This window comes from Bartonella sp. TT29SHDZB, assembly GCF_042193395.1.
In the GTDB taxonomy this organism is placed as follows: domain Bacteria; phylum Pseudomonadota; class Alphaproteobacteria; order Rhizobiales; family Rhizobiaceae; genus Bartonella.
This window is the reverse complement of the sequence record NZ_JBHILQ010000022.1, coordinates 1-14,602: the sequence shown is the minus strand read 5'-3', so window position 1 is coordinate 14,602 and position 14,602 is coordinate 1. Positions and strand designations below refer to the sequence as shown.

The window sequence follows — 14,602 nt, the reverse complement described above, 5'->3', positions numbered from 1 at the left end:
TAAGTATAGAGGAAGAAACCGGTTTGTTTTTCTTCTTCTTTTCCTAAGACAGATGTTCTGATATTGGCTAAAAGCGCGTTTTGTTTAGCCATATCGGTTAGTCCCGTGTAGAAGAGAGCATTTGGCATGACTAAATAGCTTGCTGTTTGTGGTACAGGGGCAACGGTAGGAATATTTGTTTCAGGATCAGGATTTGAACCAGAATTGGAGTCAAGCAGTTCGGGTTGCAAACGGAAATCCCAGAAATTTTCATTCTTTTCATCAAAGAGGTTTTGTGCAATATCGGCGTTGCCTTGGCTTGAGTCTGGTCCATAGGCACGTAGTGTATACATATCTGGTAAACCACCTCTTGTGGTATAGCCATTTACGAGTTTGAAAGAGTTTTCAGTTGCTTTTCCAGAAACTTGAATGAGTGAAAGCCCCCGTACATTAGGAGCAGCAGAGGTATTTGCTTGACTACTGTTCTTTTCTACGCGTCCTGAAACATAAACTGATGTGTTGCCTGAGACGTTCCCATTGATCAAAAGCCTATCGGTTTTTTGATCGGCGATTGGTGCTCCATCACTCCATTGTGCGTTGAAGTAAATTTTTGCGTCACCAGAGGCATTGTAGACTTCTTGCGTGTTTGGTTTACCAGAACCTATATGCAATGTTTGGTAATGATCTTCTGTTGGTTTCTCAAAAACAATAGAGCTGTTATCGAGATTAAGCGTGGAAATATCAGAACGAGATCTTTGAGCGATATCAAGGAGATTGCCATCATCATCTTTTTCATTGTTACTGATCTTCAACGTCCATTTTGTGTCGTTTTTCAGATCAAAGCGTGTTTGCCCATTTTCGTCATTTCTTACACCGCCTTGTAAGACAGAATGATCTGCGGTTAAAGTAAACATTTCAACAGGTTTTGTCTTCTGCTTTATGTTTTTGAATAACGTATCTGCAAGGATTTTTGAATTTTTGAGATTAATTTTCCCCATTGATTCATCGGTATTTATTCCAATACCATTTTCAACGATCAGATCTGTATTGGTCAAATTAACTTCACTGTTTTGCCAATCTTGTGGATTACTATTACTTAGGCCGTTTAACTTATTTTGAGACAAATCTGCAAAATTCACCCCAGCAACCCCTGCTGTTGCAGAAGTATTTGCGAGATCAATATGTCCATTTCTGTTTATCTTTAGTGCAATTATTGTTGCATCTATTTTGTTTTCAGCGCCATTGACCATCTTAATCGTGCTATTGGATGCGACAAGTCCAAAATCAACTTTTTCAATCGTTGTTTTTCCGTTTAATTCAATGACGCTATTTGCAGCAGCATTTACACCCATGCTGGGCAGTTCGATTCCCTCAATATTTGTTCTCTTCCCTTTTATCGTTAATTCTTCACTTGTGATTTTGCCTCCATCGGTTACATAAAGGCCAAAGAGAGTCTTCGTAATCGTTGTTTTTCCTTTTAATTCAATGACGCTGTTGGGGCCCTCAGCTGATGCGCCTGTAACTGAACTTTCGCCATTTTCTGTGAGTGCAACATCTTTAACATTAATATATCCACCCAAAGTTGCATATAATGAATTATTACTCCCAGTAACAGTTCCTCCTGTCATGAAAATTTTTGATTGCTCACCAATGGCACTCAGCGCATTATGCTCAGATGAAATGATTTTCGCACCATTGTTTAAAGTAATGCTACTGCCGTTTTGAGCAATTATTGCTTCTCCTTTTGCCTCAAAAGATCCGCCGGTGATTGTTATTTGAGATTTGTTATCTGCTAAGATGCTGTTTTTTGCTTTCGTGACGGTTACATTATTTAAAGTGACAATACTTCCTTTGTCAGCACTTATTCCTTTATCCATAAGAAAGTCATCATTTCCGCTTGATATTTTTACATCTTTCAGCGTGTTTTCTTTGCTGGTGGTGTTAAGAAATGATGCACCTACTGCTTTGTCTCCTGTGACCTCAATCGATCCTCCGGTCATCTTGATTGTCGCATCATCACTTTCGGCTTTAACACCGATCGAAGCATTTTTAATTGTTGTGTTACCATTCAATTCAATAGTGCTGTGACCTCTTGCAAACGCACCGAATTTTGTTCCTTTACCATTTGCTGTGAGCACAACATCTTTAACATTAATATATCCACCAGTTTTTGTATATAATACACTATTGCTACCGGTAACAGTTCCCCCTGTCATAAAAATTTTTGATTGCTCACCAATGGCATTGAGCCCATCACCGTTAAGTGATGTGATTTTTGCCTTATTGTTTAAAGTAATGATACTACCGTTTCGAGCATTGATTGCTGTTTCGTTTGCCTCAAAAGATCCATCGATAACTGTTACTTGAGTTTGGTTATCTGCAAAGATGCTGTTTTTTGCTTTTTTAACAGTTATATTTTTCAAAGTGAGTTTACTTTTTTTTTCAGCTTTTATTGCGTTATAGGGTTCACTGTTTTCACTTGTTATTGTGACATTTTCCATATTTCCGTTACCAGCATTTAGCTGAATAGCGGTTTTATCAACATTGATAGAACCTCCTGTCATTTTGAATGTAGCGTTGTCCGATATATTAACGCCGTATTCATAGGAAGATTTAGTTCCAAGTGGAGCACCAATGATGGTATTGTCCGATAATTCAATCAAACTATCGGATCCTTTAACGGTGACAACGGTTGTAACAGATGGTGGTGTTGGAGAGCTACTCCCCAGCTTTAAATTCTTGCCGATGATTTTTCCACCCGTTTCTGCCCAAATATTCTCGTAGCTTTCTTTAGAGACTTCCATTTTTTTTCCATCAGAAACTTTAAGTTCTTTAAGTTCTTCCGCTTGTGTTTTGTGGTAGGTCCCAAATAATAGAATTGCTGCAATTGCTGTATACGATAAAAGAGATTTTTTAGACATTTATGTTCTCCTTACTTAAACTAAGCTACAAATATTTTTCCTGTTTTCCATATCTCCACTTGTTAGTAAGAAGAACAAACAATATAAGAAAATAAATAATGGCCTATAAAAAACATTCTTCCTACTCACTATTTTATAATTTACTTATAGTCAAATTAAAAAATATAATAATTAATTGTATATATTTACATTTAATTCATATTATATTTATAGTTTTAGTTATTACGTATTAAATATATAATTAAAAATATTAAAATGATATTTAAGGACAATATTATAAGCAAATGATCGTTATTTGTTTGTACTTTTTAAGGGTATCATAGTACTTGTCATATATTTTGATGCATTAAGGAGAATAAAGGGGGGCAGCATCGTTGGGAACAGCCGTCAGCAAAAATTAAAAAAGTTTACTTAATTTTAGATCTGAGGTGTTTTATATTGGATGTAATGTGTTTTATAAATATGCTAAAGAGCACTGATTGATGCTTTTATAAATCTTAGTTTCTTCTTGAGTATTTTGATAAAGTGGTTGATGTCTTTGTTTTTTTTGGTGTATTTAATTAAATTATCTGCGTAAAGAAATATTTTGCAGTATGTTCCCTGTGTAAGAGGAAAATAATAGTAGCTTGTGCTTTTTATCTACTTACGACAGTAAAACTTTACATTTTCTTTTTGCTTTGAGAAAAAGGGGAAGGGGATTTTATGAAGCAAGCGCGATTTATCAATAAACATATATGATTTATCAATAAATACATATAAGGTGTTTTTTCTGAAAGTTTTACTTTCACTTGGAGATGAAGCGCTTTGCGACATTTTTGTTTATGAGAGATAAATGCCATTCAATATCTAAGACAGCGTAAGGGGCAGATTTCTCAAAATCACTGAATTTATTCTCACCCTTAAGCATAACCACCCGCTTTAGTGCATATTTTCATTCTTTTGCGCAAAGACTGCTACACGCATTTCACGCTCCCAATTCCAGCAAATTGGCAAGACCTTCCACAGCTGTCTTTTCAGGATTATAACGAAAGCGCTTTTTTGCCTGTGTACGAGCAACTACTTCAATCTGGTATGCATAAAAAACAATACCTAGCCTTGTCAATCAATAAATCTTGATGGAGATGATCTTGGGAGAATAAAGAACAAAAGCTATTCGAGCGATCTTTTTATGAAAGGGTGTCAAGAATAAAAAAGGCAGCATATCGTGCTGCCTTTTTGTTAAATTGAATAGAATGAATAGGCTTGCTTTTACAGCTTTGTGTTAAAACTGATAGCGTATGCCGCCTGAGAAATTTGCTCCAGATATACCAGTTTTTTGAAGTTTCTGTTGATAGCTGACATCACCATGAAGGGAGAAATTGTGAGACAGTTGCGCATTGATGCCAACGCCGCCTTCAACTGCAGGTCCCATAGGATCAAGGTCAAAATCTCTGCCAATCTGGATGGTACCATTATCACCAAAAGTTTTGATCAAGTTTACTTTTCCATAGAAAGACATTGGACGATTGTTTTCAGTGGAAATAGTTTTTGTCAAACGTCCACCAACACGGATCAACCATTGAGAAGGATTTTTCATATCAACGGTAAAATTATCAGCATCTTCAATGGTATTAAACATCAAATGTTGATAAGCAATTTGTGCTTGTGGCTCAAATGTTAAACTTTTCATTCCAGTTGCAAACTCTTTGCCAACAGTGGTGGAGATACTCAACATTTTGGCGTTTTTCAATTTTGCGGTTTTGCCAATGATAGCATTGCCGATATCTCCTTTTAGAATTCCATAGGATAACAGTGTATCCATATAGAAACCATTGTCATGCTGCACGCTGCCATAAGCTGTTAGTGACCATTTATCCAATGTGCTCTTACTGGCATCCGCTATGTCCTTTGGAGTGAAAGACAGTCGCCCATAGGTGCCTACAAGACCGAAATGTGTTGTGGTATTTTGCCCTTCAATTGCTGCTAATGTGACACCGGCTTGGAGAGCAGCATAGCGGATATCAGCACCATAACCATATTTGAGAGGTCCGCGTTCAGAAGATAAGGTTCCTGTGTTTCCGTAAGTATAGAGGAAGAAACCGGTTTGTTTTTCCTCTTCTTTTCCTAAGACAGATGTTCTCATTGTGGCTAAAAGTGCGTTTTGTTTAGCCATATCGGTTAGTCCCGTGTAGAAGAGAGCATTTGGCATGACTAAGTAACTGGCCGTTTGTGCTACAGGGACGATTACACTTGGACCAGAACCAGAATCCGTTTCAAGAATTTCTTTATGTAAGCGGAAATCCCAGAAATTTTCATTCTTTTCATCAAAGAGGCTTTGTGCAACATCGGCTGTACCGTGGCTTGACTCTGGTCCATAGGCCGTTAGCGTATATTTATAAGGCAAACGATTTCTTGTGGTATAGCCATTTACGAGTTTGAAAGAGTCTTCTTGTGCTTTTCCAGATACTTGAATGAGCGAGAGACCACCTATATTGGAAGGATCAGCAGCATTGACTACACTACTTTCATCTCCTGAATCGCTTTTGATATAAACTGTTGTGGAGCCTGAGACATCACCGTGGATCAGAAGTCTATCGGTTTTTTGATCGGCACTTGCTACGCCATCACTCCAAGCAATGTTGAAGTAAATCTTTGCATTACCAGAGGCGTTGTAGACTTCTTGCGTATCTGGTTTACCAGATCCTATATGCAATGTGTGATAATGATCTTCTACCAGTCCATCAAAAACAATAGAGCTGTTATCGAGATTAAGCGTAGAAATATCGGAACGAGATCTTTGAGCAATATCAAGCAGATTGCCATCAGCATCTTTTTCTTTTGTACTGGTCTTTAGTGTCCATGTTGTCTTGTTTTTTAGATCAAAACGTACATTTCTGTCTTTAGCAATATTCGCTTTGCCTTCTAGAGTAGACTGATCAGCACTTAAGGTGAAGGCGCCATTGGAGATCGCTTTAACCTCTTTATTGTTCCAATAATTGTCATTTTTCCAAGATTTTGGATCTTCGAAAAGACCATCTCCTAACAATACATCAGCATGGATTTCTGAATTTTTGAGATTGACTGTACCGATTGACAAACCTGGAATATCTTCCATGTTTGTGTTAGTAAAAGCTCCAACAAAAATTCCAGTACCATTTTCAGCGTGAACATCTGCATTGGTTAAATTGATTTCACTGCTTTTACGTTTTTGTGGATCATCTGGATAATCTAGATCAGGATTAGAGAGAGCTATAAATTGCAAACCAGCAACTCCTGCTATCATAGAAGTATTCACGACATCAATATGTCCATTAGCTGCTGTCCATAGTGCAACTTTTTTTGCTTCTATTTTATTTTTTATTGTATTCTCTGCTGCTCCAATATAACCATTCGTCATCTTAATTGTGCTATTATTTTCTGCAGTGAGACCAACATCAAAGTTTTGAATGATTGTTTTACCATTTAATTCGATTGCACTACCAAGTTCCGCAACGTTTACAGCAACGGTTTGTTGTTTACTTTCACCACCAGTTATTGTTAAATCTCCGCTAATGATTTTACTTCCACCGTCTGCATAAAAACCTTCATCGACATTTTGAATGGTTGTTTTGCCTATTAACCTAACTTCACTACCAGAGTCCGATGTCCATATACCAGTGCGTTCGTTGTCGGGGCCTTCAAGTGCTTCACCACCGATTATCGATAAGTTTTCGCTAATGATTTTACCACCGTTAACTGCTCCAAGGCCGTCCAAAGTATTGTTAATTATTATATCACCATGCAATTGAATTGTGCTGTCATTGCCACTTACAAATGCACCGCTTCCTTTTCCCTCTGTTTTTAGAGCAACATCTGTGGCATCAATATGCCCACCGTTGATTGCGAATAACGCTGTTTTGTTCGCGGCTACGGATCCTCCCGTCATTATGATCTTAGATCCTGAACCGTCTGCAAGGAGTCCTCCGCCATTAGATGATATAATGTTAGCATTGTTTTTTAAGATAATCGTACTGCTGGTTTCGGCGCTTCCTCCTACAGCACGTCCACTAAATGCCCCTCCTGAGATCGTTATTGTAGAGTGGTTATTTGCAACTATACTGGCGGCTGCTTGAGACACTGTTACATCTTTTAAAGTGACGGTACTTTTATCTGCTTTTATTCCAAAGTTCAGTAACGCATCGTCTTTATTATTCGATATCTTTACACCTTCTAGCTTGTTTTCGCTGCTGTTACTGTTTAAAAAGCCGGCACCAACTAGAGAAGTTTTAATGGTCCCTCCAGTCATTTTTATTGCGCCACCATCGTTTGTTGTAAGTCCAATTTCACTATTACTAATCGTTGTTCCTTCAAGCAATTCAACTACACTGCCTTCGCCATTAGAAAATACACCAGACGATATATCTTCGTCACCTAGAGATACATCTGTAACATTTAGAGACACATCTGCAACAGTAATATGTCCACCATTTTCAGCAACCAATGCATTACCTTTCCCCGTGACGGTTCCTCCCGTCATGCTGATGGTGGAGTTTGAACTATTTGCATAGAGTCCAATGTTATCAGATGATGTAATGTTTGCATTGTTGGTTAAAGTGATGGCGCTGCCGTTTTGAGCAGATATTGTTGTATTTTGTGCATGAAATGATCCTCCTGAGGCTGTTATTGTCGAGTGATCATCTGCAACTAAGGCATTGGTTGCTTGCATGACGGTTACATCTTTTAAAGTGACGATACTGTTTTGGTCTGCTATTACTCCCAAGCCCAGTGGCGCATCGTCTTTACCACTTGATATTGTCACACCTTCTAGTCTGTTTTCATTGCTGCTGCTTGAGAAGACAGCACCAACTAGAGAAGTTTTAATGGTTCCTCCAGTCATTTTTATTGTGCCACCATCGTTTGTTGTAAGTCCAATTTCACTATCACTAATCGTTGTCCCTTCAAGCAATTCAACTACACTGCCTTTGCCATTAGAAAATACACCAGATGACTTATCGCTATCATTTGTTTTTAGGGTTACATCTGCAACAGTAATATGGCCACCATTTTTAGCAACCAATGCATTACCTTTCCCCGTGACGGTTCCTCCCGTCATGCTGATGGAGGATTTTGAACTGTTTGCATAGAGTCCAACATCATCAGATGATGTAATTTTTGCACCGTTTGTTAAAGTGATGGCGCTGCCGTTTTGAGCAGATATTGTTGTATTTTGTGCATGAAATGATCCTCCCGAGATTGTTATTGTCGAATCATGATCTGCAAATATACCGGCTGCTGCTTGAGTCACTGTTACATCTTTTAAAGTGGCGGTACTTTTATCTGCTTTTATCCCAAAGTTCAGTGGCGTATCGTCTTTATCACTCGATATTGTTACATTTTCTAGTTTGTTTTCATGACTGTTACTGTTTAAGAATCCAGCACCAGCTGCAGAAGCTGTAATGGTTCCTCCAATCATCTTGATTGCGCCATCATTTTGGAATGCAAGCCCGATTGCACTACCACTAATTGTGGTCTTTCCAAGCAATTCAATTACACTATTTGCGCCATTAGAAAATACACCAAATGACTTATCGCTATCATTTGTTTTTAGGGTAACATCTGTAACAGTAATATGACCACCATCTTCAGCAACCAAAGCACTCGCTTTTCCCGTGACGTTTCCTTCTATCATTGTGATGGAGGAGTTTGAATCTTTTGCATAGAATCCAACATCATCAGATGATGTAATTTTTGCACCGTTTGTTAAAGTGATGGCGCTGCCGTTTTGAGCAGATATTGTTGTATTTTGTGCATGAAATGATCCTCCCGAGATTGTTATTGTCGAATCATGATCTGCAAATATACCGGCGGCTGCTTGAGTTACTGTTACATCTTTTAAAGTGACGGTACTTTTATCTGCTTTTATTCCAACGTTTAGTGGCGCATCGTCTTTACCACTCGAGATTGTCACATTTTCTAGTTTGTTTTCACGACTGTTACTGTTTAAGAATCCAGCACCAGCTGCAGAAGCTGTAATGGTTCCCCCAGTCATCTTGATTACACCACCGTTTTGTGCTTGAAGCCCGATTGCACTATCACTAATCGTTGTCTTTCCAAGTAATTCAATCATGCTACCAAGGTCATCAGAAGCTACACCAAGTCCATCACCATTTGTTTTTAGGGTGACATCTGTAACAGTAATATGGCCACCGTATGTTGTCGTTACTGCTTCCTCTTTCGCTGTGATGCTCCCTCCTGTCATTTCGATGATGGACTTTGAACCTTCCGCATAGAGTCCAGCATCATTATATGATGTAATTTTTGCACCGCCAGTTAAAGTGATGTTGCCGCCGTTTTGAGCAAATATTGCGGCTTTTTCTGCATCAAATGATCCTCCTAAGACGTTTACTGTGGAATCATATGCATCTATGGCAGTTTGTGCTTGCGTCACTGTTACATTATTTAAAGTGACATTACTGTTAGTTGCCTTGATTCCATTGATTAGTGGCGCATCATCTTTCCCACTTGATGTCACTACATCTTTCAGTTCGTTTTCTTTGCTCTTGCTATCTAAAAAGAATGCACCAACTTTGGACGCTGTAATGCTTCCCCCAGTCATTGCGATTGCGCCACTTTCTTGTGTTTTTAACCCGATTATCGCATCATTGATCTTTGTATCAGATAATTCAATTACACTGTTTTCACCTTGAGACAAGGCGCCGAATCCACTCTCAATTTTAGTATCCTTATTATATGCAGGGTTATCCCCTTCTGTAGTAGGTGCACTTGTGGTATTTCCCTTTGCTGTTAGAGTACCACCCGTGACTTTAATATGACCACCGTCGTTTGTATACAATGCTGCGTCTTTTCCAGTTACGCTTCCCCCAGTCATTTTTATGGTGGTATTTTCATCATCGGCATGGAGTCCGTTACCATTAGATGAGGTAATGTTAGTACCGCCATCTACAGTAATGGTGGTGCCGCCCATAGCATATACGCCATCCATTTTACCTTCGAATGATCCTCCGGATACTATAACTTGAGAAACGACATCCGCAAGTATACCAGTTTCTGCTTGCTTAACTGTTACATTTTCTAAAGTGATAAAACTTTCGTTGTTTATTTCTATTCCAAGGAGTGATGATGCTTCATTTTTATTATCTGATATCACTACATTTTGCAGTATATTTCTATTATCCTTACTACCATCGATATAAACGCCAGTTTGAGAAGCTGTAATGTTTCCTCCAGTCAGGTTGATGTTAGCGCCGTCTTTTACAGAAATACCAAAGCGAACATCAGAATCAGTGCCTTGAATATTTAAGTTATTTAATTCAAGCGCACTGGTAGCACCTTCAACTGTTACAACATACTTATCATTGCTTGTATCTGTATTTGTGCTTTCGTTTCCAGTTACAATTACAGTGCTACCGGTGATTTTTCCTTTGTCTTTTACATAAATAGTCTCGTACGTTTTTCCGGATACTTCTTGTTGTTTTCCTTCAGAAACTTCGAGATTTTCAGCATGTGCACTGAACTGGATGTTGAACAGGATGATAGCGGCTGTAGCTGTGCATGATAAAAGAGATGTTTTATACACTAGTATTCCCCTTATGAGAGCCCCCAAATATTCATTTCCCCGCAAATTAAATAAGAAGAAGTGAAAATGGATAGTTGTTATTAATTTCAGTAATTGTCTTTATTGGGTAAGACATTTTTGATTTTTTGTCAAAATTAAAAAATAATTGATATTAAATTTGTATGAATTTATATTTAACACACAATGTGTTTGTAATTATTTATATTATATAATTAAATTTATTGTAAATATATATTATAGAAATAATAAATATTATTACAATACTTACATAATTCAAATTATTTTTATAAATTAATGATAGTATTTTCTGTAATACTTCTGCATTTTTATAGCTTGTCAAAGTGAGTGATGACGGTAATACTCAAACACTATTGCTAGAACTTTTGATTATTTATACCTTATTTATCATAATATTCTAATATATTTTATCTTGATATCCAAAGGAGTTGGGTGCTCTAGTATAAGAATACATTTTTTCTCCTGTTGGGGATATTTTAATAGTATATGACTAAGTTTTTATAAGCTGTTGATGTATCGATGACATTTGAAAGAGCTCGAGCCCAAGCTTATAAATCTCAATCAATTAAAGTTCTTGAAGTTGAAGGCTTGAAATCAACAGTGCTTTTATATCATCAAAGTGCACCTTCATTGAAGGATTATTGCTTTCGTTATTTCGAATTTTTGACACATTTTTGATAAGAAAATCTAAAAAATTGCTTCTGAGGAATTTTTTTTAATATAAAAATATGTAACGTTTTTATGGTGACAGGTTTATGAGATATAAAGTTGAATTGGTAATCACCGTGATTGCTTTTACTCTCTCTGGTTGTTTTAATCTTGATTCTGAAAGAATAAAAAGAGACAAGAGGCTTCATCATGATGCATTCATGGATTGGTCGATGAAAGAAAAGTCTCTTACAAAAAATTATGCTGCTATTATTATGGCTGATCCGCAACCGTGGCGTTTAAATTCTGGTGATGCCAATGGAATATCAAACAGAGAGCCATGGTTAAAGATAAATGAGCAAGTTGCTGGTGTGATAAAAGCGCACAGGGCTGCATTCCATATTGTCAATGGTGATCTGACGGAGTTTGGACAACAAAAAAACTATGATGATTATGAACATGTTTATAAAACTCTAGGAGCACCTGTCTATGAGGGGCTAGGGAATCACGATTATGCCAATAATGTTGGTAATTGTACAAATCCTCAAGAATTCAGTTTTTACAAAGATGCTTGTGCTATAAGTGCAGTTTCAAGAATGGTATCGGAAATCAAAAAATACCGTAGTCAATTATCGCATTTCAATGCAGATGTTACTGAAAGTTTGATTCCTATTTCGGGTGAAAATATTCGCTCGATAAGGGGGAGTTTGAGTTATTCTTGGGATTATGGAGATGTTCACTATGTGCAGCTTCACAATTATCCAAGCTATACGGTTCGTTTGAAGGGGCAGTCTACAGAAGTGCAAATCAATAAATCTTTAGATTGGCTTAGGAACGATTTAGCTGCTGCTGATGCAAGAGGTAAAGTGACAATCATTAATTTTCATGATGCGCGTGCTGCTTCTATTGATGGTGAATCCTTTTTTATTCGTAAAAAGAATGCTAAAGATTTGTCGGTCTTTAAGTCAATTATTACCTCTCATAATGTTAAAGCAATTTTCGTGGGTCACACGCATTATCAGTCTTATTGCCGTGCGAAAAATGATAAGGTTTTTGGAAATATCCCTATATATACAGCTGGTGCGCTTTTTAATGGAGATTATTACCTCTTAGATGTGAAAGGCAAGACCATTCACGTTAAAGCCTATAATGGAGAAATAGGAAAACCGCTTTTAATTAAAGATCTTGGTGTTATAGGGAAAGACACCCAATTTTCGGCAAGTTGCAGTAAGTTATAATAGGATTTGTTTCTTTGTCTTAAAGCATGAGGGAAAAAATGTATTATATGTACGGGCTTGAAGAGCAGTAGGAGTGTCTAAATGTTACTGAGAAATAGAATGAAAAATCAGACATATTTTTTTCAAAGCTGCTAAGCTTTCAGGTTATACGCTATAAGTGCAATGGTTTAATGTGAACTGAGCTTTAATACAAAGTAGAATAATGGTTTGTTATTCTATTTTTTCTTTTTAGGCTTTTATCTTTGAAGAAAAGGAGAGGTTGTCAAGGGTATGTTCATAATTTGCTAGCACATGGTGTCCAGAATTATCAAGAAGGCTGTTTCTATTAGTTTGTTGCGGTATAATTATCAAGTTATGTCCTTTGTTAGAGCTTATAATATCTACTCATGGGCAACACTTTTCTTTTTCATAAGAAAAGCTTTTTATTTTGATCAATTTTTTACTTATAATCTTCAAACAATTGATGTTTTGTGATGCTGTATAATTTCTCTTGATTAACCGTATAAACTTTTAGTTGTATTACAATTTTATCTTCTTCTTTTATACGTAAGTAAATCGTTACAATAATACGATACAAATATTGGAGTTTGTTTATAGCGGTTATGGTCTCATGCAATTATCCTTAGATGACTTTCACATGTTTTGGCAGTTTTATCTTTGCTTTGAGAGAAGTGTAAAAAGGGAATTTTAAGAAGTTTCAGTTTAGAAAGAGCTTTTTTGCCCGCGAAAAGCTCTCTGATGCTGCCAAGGCTGGTATGGAACAAGCCGGCGAAGATTTAGCCAATTGGATTGTTGATGGTTTTATGGCACCCATCACAAAGTTGAGCGATTTTTGTAAATCTTTGCCTCATCGCATTAAGGGGTGGATTGGGTCCATTAATTTAAGAGAGTTTTTGCCAAGTTTTTTGGGGGGCAAAACGCCAATCCAGCCCATAGAACAATTTGCGGGGGCGGGGCGTGCAAATTCCCCTTTCACAGAAGCAAAAGGCAAAGAGCGCTCCACCATCACACACAATCAAAATGTCACGGTGCATGTCAATGGCGCCCGTGATCCTGTTGTCACTGGTCGTGCGGTTGCCCATGCCATTCAACGGGCACGCGCCAATGCCCTGCATGGCGGGACAGAATGATACGGGTTACAGAATAAGGGAAAAGACGGCGTGCTGGAAAGAACACAATGAGGGGAGGGATGAAGTGCTAGGAGGGCGCAATGGTAGGAGAGATGCAATGATACGTTTCGAAAGAGATGACGTGCTGGAAGGGATACAATCAATGGGAGGGAGCCTATGAGAGATCCTTTGATGATGTTAGGACCACATCAATTTTACGTGGACTGGCTGAATTTCCAATCCTTTGAAGAAGAGTTTTCTGCCTCATGGGTTTGTATGGAGCGTTTTGGCAAGGCACCCAGTTTGCAATTTACCGGCTATGGCAATAATCCCAAAACCATTCATGGGGTTTGGTTTCCAGAAGAATTTGGTGATCGTGTAGCCATTGATGCTATCACTACAACTATTCGAAGAGCAAAGCCGGTCCAGATGCTTCATTGGATCAATGATACCACCTATAGTGTCCTTCTCCATGGACCCGTAGTAATCACCACGATCAATAAAGACCATGACTATATCAGTCGCTCTGGTCAATCCCAGCGCATCCGCTATTCCATTACGCTCTTGCCCTTTTTTAATGGCGGAAAACCACAAGGACAATACCAAGAGAGACAAATCCAAGTGGGACAACCTCTATGAAGATACCAGAAAAACATGTTGTTGTAGAGCTAGAGGATATGAGCCTCGATCTTATCTGCTTTCACCATGCCATGGCAGTGTTCAGAGACCGGAGGAAAGCTGGTTTACTCAAAGGCTATTTAGAAGCCACACTGGAAGCCAATCCAGAGATTGCCAAATATGGTGTGTTTTTACCGCGGGGCTTAACGGTTATTTTGCCTGAATTTGTGTTGTCTAATCCCCAAAGCATGGTGAAGCGGTTATGGGATTAATGCGCACACACCCCTTTATTGTGGTCAAGGTGGGAGACAAACCTGTTCATGAGGTTTTTTACCAGCGTCTTTTAACAGCAACCATTACGGATCATGCCGGTAATGAAGCCGATACATTTGAAGCAGAGTTTGACGATAGTGGTAATGATTTAGAGGTTCCCTCAAGCAACAGTGCGCTACAGGTGATCTTTGGTTATGAGAACAGCATCAGTGCCTTTATGGGGTGTTTTGTTGTCGAATCGGT

Annotated in this window: 7 protein-coding genes and 2 pseudogenes; 5 read left to right on the top strand and 4 right to left on the bottom strand. The window is 38.0% G+C overall.

Going from position 1 to position 14,602, the window contains the following annotated elements; all coding sequences use genetic code 11:
- The 4 genes and pseudogenes from ACFIJJ_RS08180 to ACFIJJ_RS08165 form a co-directional block, all read right to left on the bottom strand.
- Window positions 1-2,900: autotransporter outer membrane beta-barrel domain-containing protein (locus tag ACFIJJ_RS08180; RefSeq protein ID WP_375646584.1), on the bottom strand; the 2,900-nt coding region annotated here is incomplete at its 3' end.
- Window positions 2,901-3,864: 964 nt separating this feature from the next.
- Window positions 3,865-4,002 (bottom strand): hypothetical protein, encoded by a 138-nt coding sequence (locus ACFIJJ_RS08175; protein ID WP_375646583.1) that lies wholly within the window; start codon window positions 4,000-4,002, stop codon window positions 3,865-3,867.
- A gap of 159 nt (window positions 4,003-4,161) precedes the next feature.
- The gene (locus tag ACFIJJ_RS08170) at window positions 4,162-7,476 is read right to left on the bottom strand and encodes an autotransporter outer membrane beta-barrel domain-containing protein (RefSeq protein WP_404978552.1); all 3,315 of its coding nucleotides are present in this window, start codon (window positions 7,474-7,476) and stop codon (window positions 4,162-4,164) included.
- 2,202 nt (window positions 7,477-9,678) lie between these two features.
- A pseudogene (locus ACFIJJ_RS08165) lies at window positions 9,679-10,455 on the bottom strand (autotransporter outer membrane beta-barrel domain-containing protein); the annotation flags it as partial.
- Between the two features lie 773 nt (window positions 10,456-11,228).
- Between ACFIJJ_RS08165 and ACFIJJ_RS08160 the strand changes: the two are divergent.
- The 5 genes and pseudogenes from ACFIJJ_RS08160 to ACFIJJ_RS08140 form a co-directional block, all read left to right on the top strand.
- Window positions 11,229-12,359 (top strand): metallophosphoesterase, encoded by a 1,131-nt coding sequence (locus ACFIJJ_RS08160; protein WP_375646581.1) that lies wholly within the window; start codon window positions 11,229-11,231, stop codon window positions 12,357-12,359.
- A gap of 755 nt (window positions 12,360-13,114) precedes the next feature.
- Window positions 13,115-13,489 carry a hypothetical protein gene (locus ACFIJJ_RS08155; protein ID WP_375646580.1) on the top strand — a complete coding sequence of 125 codons (375 nt, stop codon included), beginning with the start codon at window positions 13,115-13,117 and terminating at the stop codon, window positions 13,487-13,489.
- Between the two features lie 156 nt (window positions 13,490-13,645).
- Entirely contained in the window at window positions 13,646-14,107 is a 462-nt protein-coding gene (locus ACFIJJ_RS08150; RefSeq protein WP_375646579.1) for a phage tail protein, read from the top strand.
- The gene (locus tag ACFIJJ_RS08145; RefSeq protein WP_375646577.1) at window positions 14,104-14,358 is read left to right on the top strand and encodes a tail protein X; all 255 of its coding nucleotides are present in this window, start codon (window positions 14,104-14,106) and stop codon (window positions 14,356-14,358) included. The genes ACFIJJ_RS08150 and ACFIJJ_RS08145 overlap by 4 nt, the downstream gene beginning before the upstream one ends.
- Window positions 14,349-14,602 (top strand): annotated as a pseudogene (locus ACFIJJ_RS08140) (late control protein); the annotation flags it as partial. The gene ACFIJJ_RS08145 and the pseudogene ACFIJJ_RS08140, both read left to right, overlap by 10 nt.

Bases quoted from the DNA above. Each gene is read 5' to 3' on its own strand.
- ACFIJJ_RS08155 (WP_375646580.1), top strand. From the start codon at position 13,115: ATGGAACAAGCCGGCGAAGATTTAGCCAATTGGATTGTTGATGGTTTT.
- ACFIJJ_RS08150 (WP_375646579.1), top strand. From the start codon at position 13,646: ATGAGAGATCCTTTGATGATGTTAGGACCACATCAATTTTACGTGGAC.
- ACFIJJ_RS08145 (WP_375646577.1), top strand. From the start codon at position 14,104: ATGAAGATACCAGAAAAACATGTTGTTGTAGAGCTAGAGGATATGAGC.
- ACFIJJ_RS08160 (WP_375646581.1), top strand. From the start codon at position 11,229: ATGAGATATAAAGTTGAATTGGTAATCACCGTGATTGCTTTTACTCTC.